Annotated in this window: 14 protein-coding genes and 1 pseudogene; 7 read left to right on the forward strand and 8 right to left on the reverse strand. The window is 72.4% G+C overall.

The window, feature by feature from the left end; genetic code table 11:
• Window positions 1–71 precede the first annotated feature (71 nt).
• Window positions 72–1,478, forward strand: a complete 1,407-nt coding sequence (locus tag OG594_RS43445; protein WP_266607971.1) for a M1 family metallopeptidase — start codon at window positions 72–74, stop codon at window positions 1,476–1,478.
• A gap of 81 nt (window positions 1,479–1,559) precedes the next feature.
• Here OG594_RS43445 and OG594_RS43450 read toward each other — a convergent pair.
• Together OG594_RS43450 and OG594_RS43455 are read right to left on the reverse strand one after the other, a co-directional pair.
• A pseudogene (locus OG594_RS43450) lies at window positions 1,560–1,757 on the reverse strand (LysE family translocator); the annotation flags it as partial.
• Window positions 1,758–1,785: 28 nt separating this feature from the next.
• The gene (locus OG594_RS43455; RefSeq protein ID WP_266607973.1) at window positions 1,786–2,526 is read right to left on the reverse strand and encodes a metallophosphoesterase; all 741 of its coding nucleotides are present in this window, start codon (window positions 2,524–2,526) and stop codon (window positions 1,786–1,788) included.
• A 173-nt stretch (window positions 2,527–2,699) separates the two neighbouring features.
• Here OG594_RS43455 and OG594_RS43460 point away from each other — a divergent pair, with 173 nt between their 5' ends.
• Window positions 2,700–3,317 (forward strand): ABATE domain-containing protein, encoded by a 618-nt coding sequence (locus OG594_RS43460; RefSeq protein ID WP_266607975.1) that lies wholly within the window; start codon window positions 2,700–2,702, stop codon window positions 3,315–3,317.
• A 45-nt stretch (window positions 3,318–3,362) separates the two neighbouring features.
• Here OG594_RS43460 and OG594_RS43465 read toward each other — a convergent pair whose 3' ends face one another.
• Window positions 3,363–4,556, reverse strand: coding sequence for a sensor histidine kinase (locus OG594_RS43465; RefSeq protein ID WP_266607976.1), 1,194 nt, complete (start codon window positions 4,554–4,556; stop codon window positions 3,363–3,365).
• Between the two features lie 115 nt (window positions 4,557–4,671).
• Here OG594_RS43465 and OG594_RS43470 point away from each other — a divergent pair, with 115 nt between their 5' ends.
• Window positions 4,672–5,028 carry a hypothetical protein gene (locus OG594_RS43470; RefSeq protein ID WP_266607977.1) on the forward strand — a complete coding sequence of 119 codons (357 nt, stop codon included), beginning with the start codon at window positions 4,672–4,674 and terminating at the stop codon, window positions 5,026–5,028.
• A 20-nt stretch (window positions 5,029–5,048) separates the two neighbouring features.
• Here the strand turns inward: OG594_RS43470 and OG594_RS43475 are convergent, their stop codons facing one another.
• The 3 genes from OG594_RS43475 to OG594_RS43485 form a co-directional block, all read right to left on the reverse strand.
• Window positions 5,049–5,525 carry a MarR family winged helix-turn-helix transcriptional regulator gene (locus OG594_RS43475; protein ID WP_266607979.1) on the reverse strand — a complete coding sequence of 159 codons (477 nt, stop codon included), beginning with the start codon at window positions 5,523–5,525 and terminating at the stop codon, window positions 5,049–5,051.
• 131 nt (window positions 5,526–5,656) lie between these two features.
• Window positions 5,657–6,040 (reverse strand): VOC family protein, encoded by a 384-nt coding sequence (locus OG594_RS43480; RefSeq protein WP_266607980.1) that lies wholly within the window; start codon window positions 6,038–6,040, stop codon window positions 5,657–5,659.
• Window positions 6,041–6,096: 56 nt separating this feature from the next.
• Window positions 6,097–7,947 carry a serine/threonine protein kinase gene (locus OG594_RS43485; RefSeq protein WP_266607982.1) on the reverse strand — a complete coding sequence of 617 codons (1,851 nt, stop codon included), beginning with the start codon at window positions 7,945–7,947 and terminating at the stop codon, window positions 6,097–6,099.
• A 404-nt stretch (window positions 7,948–8,351) separates the two neighbouring features.
• Between OG594_RS43485 and OG594_RS43490 the strand changes: the two genes are divergently transcribed.
• The 4 genes from OG594_RS43490 (at window position 8,352) to OG594_RS43505 (ending at window position 16,835) form a co-directional block, all read left to right on the forward strand.
• A complete protein-coding gene (locus OG594_RS43490) occupies window positions 8,352–10,547 on the forward strand; it encodes a CHAT domain-containing protein (RefSeq protein ID WP_266607984.1) in 2,196 nt (731 codons plus the stop codon).
• Window positions 10,548–10,559: 12 nt separating this feature from the next.
• The gene (locus OG594_RS43495; RefSeq protein ID WP_266607986.1) at window positions 10,560–12,014 is read left to right on the forward strand and encodes a hypothetical protein; all 1,455 of its coding nucleotides are present in this window, start codon (window positions 10,560–10,562) and stop codon (window positions 12,012–12,014) included.
• Window positions 12,015–12,180: 166 nt separating this feature from the next.
• Window positions 12,181–14,025 (forward strand): VanW family protein, encoded by a 1,845-nt coding sequence (locus OG594_RS43500; RefSeq protein ID WP_266607988.1) that lies wholly within the window; start codon window positions 12,181–12,183, stop codon window positions 14,023–14,025.
• Between the two features lie 122 nt (window positions 14,026–14,147).
• Complete coding sequence (locus OG594_RS43505; protein ID WP_266607989.1) at window positions 14,148–16,835, forward strand: SpoIIE family protein phosphatase/ATP-binding protein; 2,688 nt, start codon at window positions 14,148–14,150, stop codon at window positions 16,833–16,835.
• A gap of 50 nt (window positions 16,836–16,885) precedes the next feature.
• Here the strand turns inward: OG594_RS43505 and OG594_RS43510 are convergent, their stop codons facing one another.
• Together OG594_RS43510 and OG594_RS43515 are read right to left on the reverse strand one after the other, a co-directional pair.
• Window positions 16,886–17,458: a S41 family peptidase gene (locus OG594_RS43510; protein ID WP_323185490.1), complete on the reverse strand. Its 573-nt coding sequence runs from the start codon at window positions 17,456–17,458 to the stop codon at window positions 16,886–16,888.
• Between the two features lie 12 nt (window positions 17,459–17,470).
• On the reverse strand, window positions 17,471–17,773 hold the full coding sequence (locus OG594_RS43515) for a hypothetical protein (protein ID WP_266607991.1): 303 nt from the start codon (window positions 17,771–17,773) through the stop codon (window positions 17,471–17,473).
• Window positions 17,774–17,810 lie beyond the last annotated feature (37 nt).

Genomic DNA, 17,810 nt, shown 5'->3' on the forward strand with positions numbered 1-17,810 from the left:
CACCGGCACACCACCGGTACGCCGGCACACCAGCACGTCGTACGAGCACAGCGCAGGGAGCGGAAGCGGCAGTGAGCGGCCAGAGAACAGAGCCATCGGACCCGTACTTCCCGGCCAACGGCGACTCCCGTTACCGAGTGCACCGGTACGAACTCGCTCTGGAATACCGTCCCGGGCCCAACCGGCTCGCCGGCACGGCCCGGCTCAGCGCGATCGCCGGGCGGGCGCCGCTCACCGAGTTCCACCTGAACCTGGCCGAATTCAGAATAGGCCGGGTCCTGGTGAACGGCCGGGCGCCGCACTACTCCCACCGCGGCGGCAAACTGCGCATCCGCCCGGCCAAGCCGCTGCCCGCCGGCTCAGCCTTCACCGTGGAGGTGCACTGGGCGGGCAACCCCAAGCCGGTGCGCAGCCCCTGGGGCGGCATCGGCTGGGAGGAACTGACCGACGGCGCGCTGGTGGCCAGCCAGCCCGTCGGCGCGCCCTCCTGGTACCCGTGCAACGACCGGCCCGCCGACAAGGCCTCGTACCACATCTCGGTCAACACGCCGTCCCCCTACACGGTCGTGGCCGGCGGCCGGCTCCTCACGCGCACGACGAAGGCCAGCACGACCACCTGGGTCTACGAGCAGTCGGCGCCGACCTCCAGTTACCTGGTCGGCCTGTCCATCGGCATGTACCAGACGGTGCTCCTCGGCGACCCCGGACTCGGCGGCGTACCGCAGAGCGCCCACGTGCCGCCGCACCTGCTGGCGCAGTTCTCCCGCGACTTCGCCCGGCAGCCCGCCATGATGCGCCTGTTCGAGGAACTCTTCGGGCCCTACCCCTTCGGCGAGTACGTGGTGGTCGTCGCCGACGAGGAACTGGACGTCCCTGTCGAGGCACAGGGCCTGTCCAGCTTCGGCGTCAACCACGTGGACGGCGTCCGCGGCTCGGAACGCCTCATCGCCCACGAACTCGCGCACCAGTGGTTCGGCAACAGTGTGACCATCGCCGACTGGCGGCACATCTGGCTGAACGAGGGATTCGCGAAGTACGCCGAATGGCTCTGGTCGGAGCGCTCCGGCGGCCGCACCGCGCACGAGCTGGCGACCGCCGCACACCGGCTGTTGGCCTCGCAGCCACGGGACCTGCGGCTGGCCGACCCCGGCCGCAAGTTGATGTTCGACGACCGCCTGTACCAGCGCGGTGGCCTCACCCTGCACGCGATCCGCTGCGCGCTGGGCGACGGCGCGTTCTTCCGCATGCTGCGGGACTGGGCCACCGTGCACCGCCACGGGGTGGTGTCCACCGTGGCCCTCACCCACCACGTGGCCCGTTACACGGCCGATCCGCTGGACGACCTCTTCACCGCCTGGATCCACGAACCGGCCCTCCCGCCCCTGCCGGCGCCGCCCCGGCCCCCGATACCGGCCAGGCCCGGATACCCGCCGACGAACGGCGGCTCCAAGGGCGGCCGGGGCAAGGCCTCGGCCTAGCCTCCTGCAACGCCCTTGACGAAGCGCCCCGTCCGCCTGCGTCACGGCGCTCCGGATGCCGAGGGTGATGAGGACGTTGGCGACCAGGGCCGACAGGCCGGCCATGGCGAGGGCGGCGTGGACGTACAGGCCGGTGACCGTGCCGAGGACGACGGGCAGAGCCTGACGGCGGCCGCTGTCGGTGACGTGTTGGACCAGCAGGGCCAGGCCGGCTCCGGGAGCGGCGATCAGGGGAAGGGCCGCCAGCAGGAACCCGGCGACGGCGTGGGGATGGACCACGATGCCTCCGGATCGCCCGAGCGGGGGATCAGAGCACCACGCGGTAATGGGTGGTCAGCCGCCGGTCGTCGGACAGGACGTGGAACGCGAGGCCGGGCGGCTGGTCGCGGTCTGCGGCCTTGTCGCCCTCCCAGGGCATGCGCAAGGTCCAGGTGATGGCCGGTCCGACGATCAGCGGACGCGCGGCGAAGGTCGAGGCGGCCGCGGTGTGGGCGTGTCCCGTGAGGACGGCGGCGACCTGCGGGTGCGCGTCGAGCAGGTCGGCCAGTTGGCCCGGCTCTTCGAGCATGCCGGAGTCGGGCAGGGGGTGGTGGAGTTCGACCGGCGGCTGGTGGAAGGCGATCAGCGCCGCGGCGTCCTGCGGCAGCGCGGTGAGGGTCGTGTCGATCCAGTCGAGCGTGTGGGCGTCGAGACGTCCCTCGTCGCGGCCCGGGATGGTGGAGTCGCACATCAAGATGGTGGTGCCGGCGATGTGGTGGGCCTGATTGATGGGTCCGGGGTCGGGTGCCCCTCCCAGCAGGGCCTTGCGGTAGGCCGGTCGCGCGTCGTGGTTTCCGGGGCAGGTGAGCACGGGGAACGGGGCGGTCAGGATCTGAGCTGCTTCCTCGTACTCGGCCTCCTCGCCGTGATCGGCGATGTCCCCGGTGACCAGGAGCGCGTCCACCGGGCGGGGCAGGGCTCGTAAGTAGTCCATCACGCGGGTGGCACGTCGGGTCGCCCGCTCGCTGCCGTCCAGGTGCAGGTCGCTGATCTGTGCAAGCAGCGTCATTCCGCAGTCGCCTCCCATGGCGGGCTCAGCCGCCGTCCCGTACCGGAGCAGGTGTCTCCACCCGCTCCCGTCCCTAACGGAAGTTTTTCGTTTTCCGTTAGGGACTTTAGGGTGTGTGCAGGGATGTGATCAAGTGGCTGACGACCGGGCACCGAGACGGAAGGGGATGCCTCGTGGAGCGCTGGCTGGCATTGGAACTGGCGAGCACGATCCGCCACGACGGAGAGGGCGGCGTCGCCGATGACCTCGCCACGGTCCGGGGAACGACGCACTGGGTCCAGGAGCAGGGGGAGTTGCTGGCCGGACACGTTCCGGCTGGAGGCCTCGCAGCGGACGAAGACCTCAGGCTCGCGATCATCGAGCTTCGGCAGGCGGTCCGGGCCCTGTTCGCCCGAGCGGTCAGTCCCGCTCCCCCCAGCCCGGCGGACGCCCATCGCCTGATGACGGCCGACCAGGCACGGGCCCGACTCAATACGGCTGCCGCGCGGGAACCGGTCGCCCCGCAGCTCGACTGGCCCGCTGAAGGAGTCCCCACCACCCGACTGCTATCGGCGGAGAACGATCCGTACGTCCGGCTCGTCGCGGCCCTGGCCCGAGCCGCCATCGACTTCCTCAGCGGCCCGCAGTGCACGCAGTTGCGGTCCTGCACCGCGCCCCGCTGCGTGCGCTACTTCGTCAAGAGCCACGGGCGGCAGGAGTGGTGCAAGCCGTCCTGCGGAAACCGCGCCCGGGCGGCTCGCCACTACAGGCGTCAGCGCACGGCAGTTGAGGGCGGTTCTGAGCCGTCCTGATCGCTCGGGCCCCCCGGGGGGCATGTCGTCGCCCCTCTCCGGCTGCTAAGGAGTGGCCGAGCGCCCTCCGGGGGTGGTGAGCGGCAGCCGGGCCCGCACCTGCCAGTCGCCCTCGGCCGTGGGCTCGGCACGGAAGGTGCCCCCGCCCAGGGTGACGCGTTCGCGCAGGTCCTTCAGCCCGTAGCCCGGGCGGGAGGTCAGGCGTGCCGTCCCGTCGTTGGTTATCCGTACGGCGGCCTCGTGGGGACGGACGCGCACGTGGACGCTGACGTGGCGGCAGTGGCGGGCGTGCTTGCGGATGTTGCTGAGGGACTCCACCGTCACCCGGTGCAGGGTGGCGGCCACGTCGGGCGGAACGGTGTCCGTCGGGCCCTCCTCGGTCAGGTGCGCGGGTACGCCGTTCAGGGCGAACCCCCGCACCAGGGCCCGCAGGTCGTCCATGCCGGCGGGCGCGGCCGGGGGTGCGTCGCCCTCGCCGGCCCCGAGCCCGGCGACCATCTGCCGCACGGACGCGAGCGCCTCTGCCCCGGTCTCCTCGATGCGCTGCAGGGCGGGCAGGACCATGTCCGGCCGCCTGGCGGCGACCGCGCGGGCGCCCTGTGCCTGCACCACGATGCCCGCCACGTGGTGGGCGAGGTGGTCGTGCAGATCCCTGGCCAGGTCGATCCGCTGTTCGAGCCGGATGCGGTGTGCGCGCTGCCGCCGGTCCGCCTTCACCACCCGTGCGGTCACGCTCGCCCCCGCCACGAGGACGGTGACCAGGGTGAGGCCGAACGCAACGGTCAGGCTTCCCTCCTGCACGCCGATGGACAGGGGGCGTAGGACGACGGCCGCCGCCAGCAGCAGCGCGATCGGCGCGGCGGAGGCCGCCGGGCCGCGCCGGGCGACGAAGGCCAGCACCACCAGGAGGGCGACCGGTTCGAACGCCCCGTAGGCGGACGAGGCGCCGACGGCGGCGTGGCTCACGTGCACGGCCGCGGAGCAGACCAGCGAGACGGTGGCGGCGGCACCTCCGGCATAGGCGTACGACCAGGCCTCCTTGAGCAGGGGCAGTGCGACGAGGACGGCGCCCACGGCGGTGGCCGACAGCGCGAGCCGGCCCTGCGACGCCGGTCCGGTGAACGTCCCGGCGCGTACGTCGGCCCAGGCCGCGGCCGCGAGCACACAGGCTGCGAGGGACCGCAGCAGGACCGCTGCCCTGCCGGGAACGGCGAGGAAGCGGAGGAGAGGAGACCACATAGCGCGCAGATTAGATCATCAGTCCGCCCGGTCCCTCTCTACCCACGAGCCCGATGGCTGGGGATTGACGTAGCCTGCGACGGTCGCGAACCGAGACCCTGCTGGGGGAAGACCGATGTCGATCTTTGCTACCTGGCTGTTGCTCGCCGAGGACGGCGACGGGGCCGCACCGCTGGTCTACCAGGGGTCGCACGTCAACCCGGCGGACGACCACCCGCGCGCGGGCTGGCTGGAGATCGCCGCGGTACCGAATCACTGTCATCCCGGGGTCCGGAACCAGGAGCCGGCCGCCGCAGCCGCCCCCGTGGCGGCGGAGGCCCTGCCGGTGGAGTACCTGCGCGTGTCCCTCGCCCAGTCTGCCGGGACCTGCCCGGACGGCCGACCGGGTCGGGCGACCGCGATCCTCGATCGAGCCCAGGTCGAGCGGCTGCACGCCACGCTCGCGGAGTGGTTGGCCGCGGACGAGAGGTGAACCTGCCGGCGCACCGGCTGCTACCGCGAGTGCGTGCCCGGCCCGCCCGCGTTGTGGATCAGTTGCCGGAGCACCTTCAGCGTGGTGACGTAGTCCGCGTCGTCGATGCCCTCGTGGAGGGCGGCACGGATCGCGGGGGCGTTGCGCGCGAGATCGACGCGGGCCCGCTCACCCTCCTCGGTGAGCCACAGCCGGTTCTCCGGGTCCCGGGTCAGCCAGCCGCGCTCCAGGAGGACCTCGGCCTCCGCCGCCAGATCGTCCTCGTGCCGGATGTAGGAGGCCATGGCCTCCCGCAGCTCGGGCAGGGTCATTCCCTCGCCGTCGGGCGAGATGTCGTTCGCCGACAGATTGCGCAGCAGCCAGAACTGCGGCTGGGTGTAGCCCTTCTTGGCCGTCCGGGCCCGGGTGTACGCGATGAGCGCCTCGTAGGCGAGACCGGTCCAATAGGCGGCGGGCTGGCCGGCGAGTTCGACGTCGGACATCTGCTGGGTGGTCATGTCATGCCCCTCTTCGGTACCTCGACGCGGGGCCTGCACGCGGTGCAGGCCATGAAGGGACCGTAGGACCTCAAGTGCGGTTGAGGGCAAGGGCGGGCTGCCGTGGCGCTCGCGGTCCGAGCGCCCGGGCCTCAGGAAGGCGTCGCGGCGTGCTCGGACTCGCTGCGCAGGACGCAGAATTCATTGCCTTCAGGATCGGCGAGGACCGCCCACCCCGTACCGTCGGGCTGCCGGCGGTCGATGACCAGGGTGGCTCCGAGCTTCAACAGCCGCTCGACCTCTTCCTCGCGCGAGGTCGTCGGACGCAGGCACAGGTGGATCCGGTTCTTGACCGTCTTCGGTTCCGGCACCTGGTTGAAGTACAGCAGCGGGCCCTCCGCAAGCATCACCACGGTCTCCTGGTCGCCTCGTTCGGCCTGCGGATGCAGCGGACTACCCGTCACCTCGCTCCAGAACCGAGCCAGCTCATACGCATCCGAACAGTCGATCGCCACGTTCTGCACCACTGAGAACATGAGGCTCAGCCTGCCCGAGCACCGCCCCGTGCGCCACCCACTTCGGCCTGGCTGGTCTAGCCCTGTTTCGTCCAGCGCTGCGACGCCTCCCCGCCGCACGTCTTCGTCACCAGACCGCTGCTCATGCCCAGGTCGAGGCAGCCCCCGCTGAAGTCGTTGCGGAGGCTGCCGCCCGACCCCGTGCGCCACAGTCGGGCGGTGCCCTGGGAGCAGTCGCCGACGAAGACCGCCTGGCCGAGCATGTTGGCGTACAGGCAGCCCCCGCCCTGCTGGTTGACGAGCTTGAAGCTGCCGTCCGGTCCGCTCTGGACGGTCCACCGGGCGCTCGCGTCCGCGCAGTCGCCGTGGTCCGAAGCCCCGAAGACCTGCGTGATGCACTTGCTGTTGTTGCCGTTGCGGAAGCGGTAAATGCCGGAAGCGGGAGGCGCCGGGGGCGGCGGGGTCGTGGGCGACGTGGACGTTCCGCCGCCGCCGGGGCGCGTACTGCCCGGGCCGCCCGCGTTCGCCGGGTTGCCGGAGTTCCCGGCGCTGTCCGAGCCGGGCTGGGAACCGCTGCCGGGGAGGGTGCCGGGGCCGGTGCCGCCCGCGCCTCCGGCGCCCCCGGCGGCCGCGGCCGCCGCTCCCGGGTCCTGGGCGGGCGGCTGTGCAGGCGACGCCGTATCCGACGGGCTGCCGCCCGGTGTACCTGCCGTACCCGTCGCACCCGCTGCGGCTGCCGCTGCCGTCGGGTCGGCCGGCGCCGTGACCGGAGCGGACGCGGAACTCCCGGCTCCGGCCTGCGGCGCGGAGGCGTACGGCAGGTGCTGGATGGCGAGGGTCGTACCGCCCGCGACCACGACGACCGGCACGACGGCGAGCAGGACGCGGGCGCGGCGGCGGGGCGCGGCCCGTTCCGGCCGGGCCGTGACCGGGGGAGCGGGATCCGGCTCCTCCTCCGGCGCCGGTTCGGGCCGCTCACCGGTGAGCGGGACCGTCGGTACGTCGGCCTCCGGTACGTTCGCGGCGAAGGCGGCCCGCTCGGTCAGGCGCTCGGTGACGGCCTCCGGCCACAGCGGGGCGGCGAACGGGCCGTGCCGGCGGGCGCGTTCGAGGAGTTCGACGGCGGTGGGACGTCCCTCGGGGTCCTTGTCGAGGCAGGCCGCGACGAGCTCGGCGAGGTCCGGCTCCAACTCCCGCAACGGCTCGAGATCGGGCTCCTCGTGGACGATGCGGTACAGCACCCCGTGCCCCGACTCGTCGCCGAACGGCGGCTGACCGCACGCCGCGTACGCGAGTACGGAGCCCAGCGCGAACACATCGGTGGCGCCGCTCAACCGCCGTCGGCCGGAGGCCTGTTCGGGTGCCATGTAGGCCGGCGTACCCACGACCATGCCGGTCCGGGTCAGCTGGCTCTGCTCGGCGGCCCGGGCCACGCCGAAGTCGATGAGGGTGAGGCCGTCGAGGGTCAGCATGACGTTGGACGGCTTGAGGTCCCGGTGCACCATGTCCAGCGCGTGCACCGCCGCCAGCCCCGCCGCGGCTTCCCGCAGCAGCAGCCACAGTGCCCGCGCGGGCAGTGGGCCGCCGTGCAGCGCGATGGCCTCCCGCAGGGTGAGCCCCGGGATGTAAGCGGTGGCGAACCACGGGGGAGCGGCGGTGCGGTCGCTGTCGAGCAGCGGCGCGGTGGCGTCCGCGGGTAGCCGGGCGAGGTTATCCAACTCGTGCCCGAAACGGCGCAGGAAGTCCTGGTCCTCGCCGACGACGGAGGACAGCAGTTGCTTGACGGCGACGTACCGCCCCTCTCGGATGCCGAGGTAGACGCGCCCCATGCCCCCGGCCCCGAGCCGGCCCGCCAGCGGGATCGACCCGATGCGGCGCGGATCCCCCGCCTCGAGCGGCTCGGCCCCGCTCCCCGTCAGCTCTAACACGTCAGTCCAGCCCCACTCGAATTGGAGAAGTTTCTAGAAATCTATCCCTGATGATCCTGAGAGGGCAACGCGGGCCGCCGAAAGGCGAGTTGATCCTGCTCTTGCCCGGACCGGGCGCGCCCCCCCCGCACCGTGCCATCGGATCCCTTGCGCCCTGGAGGGGTCGGCCCGGCGGACGCGGCCGCCGCGCTCCGCGCGCAGCCATGGGCGGCGACCGCGAACGTCGGCAGGCCCGCCGGACCTCGGACCTCGGACCTCGGACCTCGGACCTCGGACCTCGGACCTCGGGCCCGCCCCGGCGCACCACGCGACGACCGGGCCCTTCCGGTGGGATAATCCGGTTGGGGAGACGGATGTGACGCACTCGGATCGAGAAGCTCGGGCGACTCGAAGGGAGGAGCGTGGTGAGCACCCCCGCCGCCGCTCGCATCGCTGACCTGCTGGAGGACGTACCGACGGCCTCGAACCCGCCCGCTCGGTTTCCCGCTCCGGCCCCCGACCGACCGCCCCGCACCGATGGTCCAACGCTCAACATCACCGTGATCTGGGGCGACATCGCGCAGATCGCGGCCGAGCTGCACGTCACGGGTCATTACCAGTCGGTAGTGCCCGCGGCCGCGGAACTCGCACTCGACCGGGCCATCTCCGTCGAACCCCGCCGCACCATCACGGAGCACACCAAGCTCGGCTGGATCGAAGCCCAGTTGGGCGAAGTCACGTACTTCCCCTGCAAAGAGGGCCCCGTACGCTGCGCGGCCGTCGTCGGCATGGGGCCGATGGGCACCCTGACGGAACGCCGTGCCGTCCAGCTGTACGCCTCCCTGCTCGGGGAAGCGCTCGGGCTCGGCCACGTCGGGACCATGGCGACCGTGCTCATCGGCTCGGGCACGGGCAATCTGACCGTCAAACAGGCGGCCCGCGCCCTCGTCCGGGGATTCGCGGACGCCTTGGCACCGCTGGGCCCGCCCGCGCCGCCGCCCCGGCTCACCGACGTACTCCTCATGGAAGTCGACCGGCTGCGCGCGGAGCAGCTCCACCTCGCGCTCACGGACTCCGCCGCGAAGCTCCCGCAGCTACGGATCGTCCCCGGGCTGCGCGAGGAGAGCGGCGGCGAGCTGTTCGGGCCCTCCGCCGCGGTGTACGCCCTGTCGGCGCTGACCGGGCTCGCCGGGCCGACGGGCGCGGCCGCCCGTGACGGCGCTCCGGGCGGCCCCGGTCCGCCGGCCGGGGAGGACGTCCTGCACACCGTGCTCGCCGGCTTCGACGCCAACATCCAGGGAAAGATCCGCGAGCAGCTGGCGGACCTGGCCGCGGTGGAACGCACCGAGCTGTCCCTGACCGTCCGCAGGCCGGCGGAGGCCCAGGACGACGCGGTGCCCGTCCGGATGTCCGTCCAGTCGGGGGTCGGCGGCCTGCGCTGGGCGGCGCTGACCGGGCGGGCCACCGTACCGGAGCGGCTCGTACCGGTGGACATGGACCTGCTGCGGGAACTCGTGGACCGCCTCACGGAACCGAGCGTTAAGGACGCGAGCGAACTGCCCGACCTGCTGTCCCGGTTCGTGGTGCCGCCGGACTTCCAGCGGCTGCTCACCGACGACTCCACGGTGCTGCTGGAACTGGATCGAGACACGGCCTCCGTCCCCTGGGAGTTCCTGGCCGAGATCCAGCAGGCCGGCGTGGACAAGCGCGATCCCCTCGCGATCCGAACCCAACTGTCCAGGCAACTGCGCACGACCTACTCACGGGTGATGACCGAGGGCCTGGCGGACGGACCGCTGCGCGCGCTGGTGATCGGCGACCCGGGAGACCCGGAGAAGGGCTTCCACCTGCCGGGAGCCCGCCAGGAGGCCCTCGCGGTGGCCTCCCGGCTCAAGGAGCTCGGGGCCAAGGTCAGCCTCTTCGTCGGCGCCGCGAACGCGCTGCGCCAGCCGGGCGTCGACCCCGCCCGGCGCCTGGACGTGCTGCGGGTCCTGCTGTGCGGGGGCAACCACATCGTGCACTACTGCGGACACAGCGACTTCGACCTCTCCGGTACGGGACGGCGCTCGGGCTGGGTCTTCGCCGACGGCCTGCTGACCGCCCAGGAACTCGCCCTCCTCGAACGCCCGCCGCTGATCGTCGTCGCCAATGCCTGTTACACGGCCCGCCTCGGCGACGCCGCCAGCCCCGGCGCCGAGGCCGGAGCTCCCGGCCTCGCCGGCCGCAGCCCCTGGGGGAACCCGCAGGCCGCGCTGGTGCCGAGCCTCGCCGACGAGTTCCTGCGCATGGGGGTGGGGCACTACATCGGGGCGGCCTGGCGGATCCCCGACGACCAGGGGATCTCCTTCGCCGACCAGTTCTACACGCACCTCTTCCAGGGCGGGTCCGGTGAGGCGACTCCGACGGTGGGCGGCGCCGTCCGCGCGGCCCGCAGGCGCCTGTACGGGCTGCGCGCCGCGGGGCAGCCGGAGCAGGGTCCCGACGGCCCGGGCGGCCCGGGCGGTCCGGACCGCCCGGAGGGCCCGGACGTCACGCCGAGCGGGCAGCGCTGGAGTTCCTGGGCCGCGTACCAGCACTACGGGGACGCGGCCGATCCGTTCGTCCGACCAGGGGGCAGCTAGGAGGTGTCTTCCATGGCCAAGATCCCGATGGCCGATGTCGTCGTACTGCTCCCCGGTATCGGAGGGAGCGTGCTGACCAGGAACGGCAAGGACGTGTGGGCGCCCTCCGCCTCGGCGGTACTGGGCGCGCTGGCGAGCCTGGGCGGCTCGCTGGAGTCCCTGGAGCTCGGTGCGGACGACTGGCTCGTGGACGATCTCGGCGACGGAGTCGCCGCCGACCGTCTGGTGCCCGATCTGCACACCCTGCCCGGACTGTGGAAGATCGACGGGTACACGGCGATCGAGAAGTTCCTGCTGGCGCGGTTCGACCTGCAGAAGGGTCGGAACTACTTCCCGTTCCCGTACGACTGGCGGCGCGACAACCGGGCCGCCGCCCGCAGGCTCGCCGAGCAGAGCGCCACCTGGCTGCGGGACTGGCGCGGGACGAGCGGCAACTCCGCGGCCCAGCTCGTCCTGATCGGGCACTCGATGGGCGGGCTCGTCTCCCGGTACTTCGTCGAGGTGCTGGGCGGCTGGAAGGACACCCGGGCCATCGTCACCTTCGGGACCCCCTACTACGGCTCGCTCAACGCCGTCGAGTTCCTGTGCAACGGCTTCCACAAGCGGATCGGCCCGTTCGAGAAGGACCTCACACGCCTCCTGCGCTCCTTCCCCAGCCTCCACCAGCTCGTACCCGTCTACAAGTGCGTGTACGGGCCGGACGGCGAGGCGGCCACCCCGGCCAAGGCCGGACTGCCCGACTGGCAACCGCAGTGGAGCAGCCACCTCGCCGACTTCTTCGGCGAGATGGAGACGGCGGCCACCGAAAACCGGGAGAAGTCCGCCTGGGAGTCCAACCAGGTGGTCTACCACCCCATCGTCGGCATGGACCAGCCCACCCGGCAGTCGGCCCGGCTCACCGACCACAAGGTCGAGACCCTCATGGTCCGCGGGGACGCGGACGAGGGGGGCGACGGCACCGTGCCCAAGCTCTCCGCCGCCCTCTCCGGCACCGAGGACGCCCGCACCTTCGTCCCACAGAAGCACGGGAGCCTCCAGAACCAGGACGCGATGCTCGACCACCTCGGCGGCATCCTCCAGTCCCTGCACGACGTACGCATCGACGACCTGCGCGCGGCCGTGACCTCGTGGTTCAGCTACCTCGGTGACGACCTCTACCTCGCCGACGAACCCGTCGTCTGCGAGGTCGGGGCCATCAGCGCGCTCAGCGAGGACGCACTGCCCGAGGTGCCGGCGCGACTGTCCGTGACCGCCCGCACCACCGGTCGGGCGGTGGTCGCCCGCGACCTCACGGTGGCGCGGCGGCGGCAGCGGGTCGACATCGGCGTGCTGCCCGCCGGCACGTACGACCTGCTGATCAGCGCCGGCGCCGACACGGCCCCGCTGTCCGACGTCTTCGTCGTCGCCGGACCGGAGGGCACGGACGCCGCGCAGGCCGTGGACGGCACCCACGTGACGGAGGTCTGAGAGCCCCCGCCCAGCGGGGGCCTCCACCGGGCGAGATTCGTGACAACGATTACATTCAGCCCCAAATCGAGCATCCAGCAGGGATCATTATTTCCCGTAATTGTCGTATATGGCTGCCATTGCGGCCCGCGCCACCTGAGGGACCGGTGGGCGCCACGGGAGAGATATGGGACGCGTGCGCAGCTGGACGGTCAACCGACGGATCGCTCTGCCGGTGGTGGCGGGCGGAGCCGTCGTCCTCGCGCTGGGCGGCCTCTACGGGACCGCCCTCGCGGTCGGCGGTGACATCGAGCAGGGCACCCGGGTCCTGGGGGTGGACCTCGGCGGCATGAGCCGGGCCGAGGCGCGCCAGACGCTGACCCGGGAGCTCGGGCCCGCCGCCGCGGCGCCGATCACGGTGAAGATCGGCGACCGGGTGGAGAAGGCCGACCCCGCCGCGCTCGGGCTCTCCCTCGACACCGAGGCGACCGTCGACCGCGCCGTACGGAACGACTACGGTCCGGGCACCGTCATCGGCAGCCTCTTCGCCTCGGGCAGCCACGACGTGGCGCCGGTGATCCGCATGAACGAGCAGACCGCCCGTGCCGCCGTGGACCGCCTCGGGCTGACCACCGAGCAGCACGTCCGCGACGGGGCGATCGCGTTCGAGAAGGGCACGGCGAAGGCCGTCACCCCGCTCCCCGGCGTCTCCCTCGTCGAGGAGCAGGCCCTCGGCACCCTCCGCGACGCCTACCTGCGGCCGCACACGGGCCCCGTCGTGCTCCCGGTCACCCGCACCGAGCCGCGCGTCGGCGCCGCGGAGACCGGACGGGCCATGCGGCAGTTCGCCGAGCCCGCGATGTCCGGACCCGTCACGCTCACCGTCGCCGGCCGGCGCATGTCCCTCACCCCCGCCGTCCTCGGCGAGCACCTGAAGATGCGGGCCGACGGACAGGGCCGCCTCGTGCCCGCCCTCGACTCCAAGGGCCTGCTCGCGGATCCCGCCGTGGCGCCCACGATCGACGAGGTCACCCGTACTCCGCGCAACGCCGTGCCCGGCCTCGCCGCCGACGGTCGCGTCGTGATCGCCGACCAGGGCCGTGCCGGACGGAAGGTCACGCAGGAAGCGCTCGGCCGGGCCGTGCTGCCGCTGCTGACCCGCACCGGCCCGGCACGCAGCGGCGAGGTCGCCACCGTGGCGGTCCAGCCGGAGCTCACCGCCGACGAAGCGCGGCGGCTCGGCATCAAGGAGAAGGTCTCCTCCTTCACCGTGGAATTCCCGGCCGCCCCGTACCGCACGACCAACATCGGCCGCGCCGTGGAGCTCATCAACGGCTCCGTCGTCATGCCGGGGCAGGAGTGGAGCTTCAACCGCACGGTCGGTGAGCGCACCCCCGAGAACGGCTTCGTCGACGGGATCATGATCAACGACGGCCAGTACGTGAAATCGCCCGGCGGCGGTGTTTCGGCGGTCGCCACCACCATGTACAACGCCGCGTTCTTCGCGGGCGTCAAGCCCGTCGAGCACGGCGCGCACTCCTTCTACATCGAGCGCTACCCCGAGGGCCGGGAAGCCACCGTCGCCTGGGGCACCCTCGACCTTCGCTGGATCAACGACTCCGGCCACCCGCTCTACATCCAGGCCCGGTCCACCGACACGTCGCTGACGATCTCCTTCCTCGGTACGAAGAAGTACGACGAGATACGCGCGACCAAGGGCCCGCGCACCAACATCACGCCGCCCGGGAAGCGGACCGGCAGTGGCGAGACCTGCGAGGTGCAGACGCCCCTGGAAGGGTTCGACGTCACCGTCGGCCGGACCTTCGTCCAGGGCGGCAAGGAAGTCAAGCACGAGGACTTCAAGACCCACTACACGCCGCGCGACGAGGTCACCTGCACTCCGGAGGGTGCGCCGGAGGCCTCTCCCGGGGCCACCCCGGGCGCCACTGCGCAGACCCCGGAGCCCGCGCAGACCCCGTCCTCCGCCGCCGCGAACGGCGTCCGGGCCGAGGCAGAGCGCCACGCCGACTGACGTCACCGGGGGACCAGGTGTGACAATCCGGGCGCTTACTGTGCATGTCGGGGGCCGCAGGCGCCCGGAAGTGCTACAACTGGGTTCGTGACCATTCCTCGCCACCCGTGCCGGGCACGTCGGTGCGGTCACCTCTAGGCAACCGGAAGAAGAGCGTCGCCGGACAGGTATTCGTCCTCCAGGTGGCGATCGTGGTGTTGCTCGCGGCCGGGGCCCTGCTGGCCCTGGTCCTCCAGTCGAAGCACGACACCGAACGCGAGGCGCGCAACCGGTCGGTGTCCGTGGCCCAGACCTTCGCCCACTCCCTGGGCCTCCAGGACACCCTGAAGACGTCCGACCCGTCCAAGACGCTCCAACCCCTCGCCGAGACGACGCGCAAGGCCGCCGGGGTGGACTTCATCGTGGTGATGGACACCAACGGCATCCGGTACAGCCATCCCCAGCCGGACCGCATCGGGAAACGATTCGTCGGCACCATCGAGCCCTCGCTGAAGGGCCAGGTCCACACCGAGAGCGTCGACGGCCCGCTCGGCAAGGAGATCCAGGCGGTGGTGCCGGTCACCGGGCCCGACGGCAAGGTCAACGCACTGGTCTCGGCGGGCCTCACGGTCAAGAACGTCACCGGCGTCGTCGACCGCCAGCTCCCGGTCATCCTCCTGGCCATCGCCACCGGCCTGGCCCTGGCCACCGTCGGGACCGCGCTCATCAGTAGACGCCTGCGCCGCCAGACCCACGGGCTCGGCACGCAGGAGATGACCCGCATGTACGAGCACCACGACGCGGTGCTCCACGCCGTCCGCGAAGGGGTGCTGATCACCGACGGCGAAGGCCGGCTCCTGCTCGCGAACGACGAGGCCAAACGCCTGCTCGGGCTCCCGGAGGACGCCGACGGACGCCACATCGCCGACGTACCGGGCCTGGACCGCCGGATGGCGGACCTGCTGCTCTCCGGCCGCGAGGCCACCGACGAGGTCCTGGAGAGCGGGGACCGGCTGCTCGTCGTCAACCAGCGCCCCACCCACCCCCGCGGCCGCCCGGAAGGCGCCGCCATCACCATCCGCGACTCCACCGAGATGCAGGTCCTGACCAGCCGGGCGGAGACGGCCCGCAGACGCCTCAAGCTGCTGTACGACGCCGGCGGCGACATCGGCACCAGCCTCGACGTGGTGCGCACGGCCGAGGAGCTCGCCGCCGTGGCCGTCCCCCGCTTCGCGGACTTCGTCACCGTCGACCTGGCGGACCAGGTCATCGACGGCGAGGAGCCGCGCGCCGGCTCCGACATGCGGCGCACCGCGGTCTACGGCATCCGCTCCGACCATCCCCTCTACCCCGTCGGCCGGCTGATCGACTTCCTGCCGTCCACCCCCCAGGCGCGCGGCTACGGCACCGGCCGGGCCGAGCTGGTGCCCCACCTGGCCGAAGCACCGGGCTGGCAGGCCCAGGACCCGCCGCGCGCCCAGGCCATCGTGGACTACGGCATCCACTCCCTCATCGCGGCCCCGCTGATGGCCCGGGGCGCCGTACTCGGCGTGGTCAACTTCTGGCGGTCGGAGAAGCAGGAGCCCTTCGACGAGGACGAGCTGTCCCTGGCCGAGGAACTCGTCGCCCGCGCGGCGGTCAGCATGGACAACGCGCGCCGCTACACCCGGGAGCACGCCCTCGCCGTGACCCTCCAGCGCAGCCTGCTGCCGCGCGCCCTGCCCGAGCAGAGCGCCATGGACGTGGCGCACTTCTACCTGCCCGCACAGTCCGGGGTCGGCGGCGACTGGTTCGACGTGATCCCGCTGGCGGGCTGCCGCGTCGCGCTGGTCGTCGGAGACGTCGTCGGGCACGGCCTGCACGCCGCCGCCACCATGGGGCGCCTGCGCACGGCCGTGCACAACTTCTCCTCCCTCGACCTGCCGCCCGACGAGATCCTGGCCCGCCTGGACGACCTCGTACAGCGCATCGACCACGACGGGGAGGGCGACGACGTGAACGGCGGCGTACTGGGCGCGACCTGCCTGTACGCCGTCTACGACCCCGTGTCCCAGCGCTGCACGATGGCGCGGGCCGGCCACCTGCCACCCCTGGTGGTCGCCCCCGACGGCACGACGGAGATCGTGGAGCTGCCGGCCGGACCCCCGCTGGGGCTGGGCGGCATGCCCTTCGAGACCGCGGAGCTGGACCTCGCGGAAGGCAGCCAGCTCGTCCTCTACACGGACGGGCTGATCGAGGAACGGACCCGGGACATCAGCGAGGGGCTCGAACTGCTGCGCGCGGCCCTCAGCCACCCCGACCGGGACCCGCACGAGAGCTGCCGGGCCGTGCTCGACATGCTGCTGCCGCCCAGGCCCACCGACGACGTGGCCCTGCTCATCGCCCGGACCCGGACGCTCGGCCCGGACCGGGTCGCCCAGTGGGAGGTACCCTTCCAGCCGAGCGCGGTGGGCGCCATGCGCAACGCCGCGGCGAAGAAGCTCGACGAGTGGGGCCTGACGGACCTCGGCTTCGCCACGGAACTGATCCTCAGCGAGCTGATCACCAACGCCCTGCGGCACGGCAGTGCACCCGTACGGGTACGCCTGCTCCACGACCACAACCTGACCTGCGAGGTGTGGGACGGCAGCAGTACCGCCCCCCACCTGCGCTACGCCGCCACCACGGACGAGGGCGGACGCGGCCTGTTCCTGGTCGCGCAGCTCAGCGAACACTGGGGCACCCGGTACACGCCCGAGGGCAAGGTCATCTGGGCGGAGCTGGCCCTGCCGGGCGCCGCGGGCGGCACGGAGGCCGCCCTCGCGGCCTTCCTGGACGTGGACCCGATCTGACGACGGGACCCGCCGCCGTGGTGCCGCTGGGCCCCCTGCGGCCCCGGGGGTCAGATGCCCGGGCGAAGGGCCTTCAGCGCCGCGTCGAGCGCCTGCTCCGCCGGGACGGGGACGTCGGGCACGACTCCCACGCCCTCCCAGTTGCCGCCCGTGACGGTATTGATCGTCCGCGCCGTCGGCACCGTCACGAGCACGTGCTCGGCGACCGCGTGCCGGGCCGTCGGATGGGCGCCGCCCCGCGTCGTGGCACCGACCAGAACAGCCCGCCCCTGGGCCTGGAGGGTGTACGCCACGTCCTCGCCCCCGGAGAAGGTGACCCCGCTCGTGAGGACGTGGACCGGCCGGTCCAGATAGCGCGGGGCGGGCAGGTGCGCGGCCGTCCAGTACTGGCGGGTCGTGTCCGAGGTCCGGTCGTAGATGTCGTTCAGGTGTACCTGGTCGTCGGGGAAGAAGTAGCTGCACCACATCGCGGCCCCCTCGGGAGCCCCGCCAAGGCAGTTGCGAAGGTCCAGCACGAGGGCGGAGCTGTGGGCGACCAGCTGCATGGCCGCGCCGATCGCGTCCGCGCCCTCGGTGGCGCTCGCTATGCGCCGGATCTCGATGAGCCCGATGTTCCCCTCCAGCCGCTCGACGCGCTAGATCCCCTGGTTCTCCGCCCGGAGCAGGGCGAGGAACGCGGCCTCCCCGCCGTCCTCGTCCACCGGGTCCAGCGACTGCGGCTCATCCGTCCACAACAGGCGCAGGTGCTGGTCCGGGCAGACCTCCTGGAGGTCGGCCGTCACCGTCCCGCAGAGCGCCGGGCCGTCCAAGCCCTCGTAGGCACCCGCCGCGAGACGGCCCCGGATCGCGGCCCCGATGGCAACGGTCTTGTCGGGGAAGACGTAGCCCGAGCCGATCCGGTCCAGAGCGCGTTCGATGATCTCTTCGTTCTTGGCCATGAGGAGCCAAGCTAGGCCGCCAACACCCCGGCGACCA

The sequence above is a fragment of the Streptomyces sp. NBC_01214 genome, from assembly GCF_026340975.1.
Classification (GTDB): Bacteria; Actinomycetota; Actinomycetes; order Streptomycetales; family Streptomycetaceae; genus Streptomyces.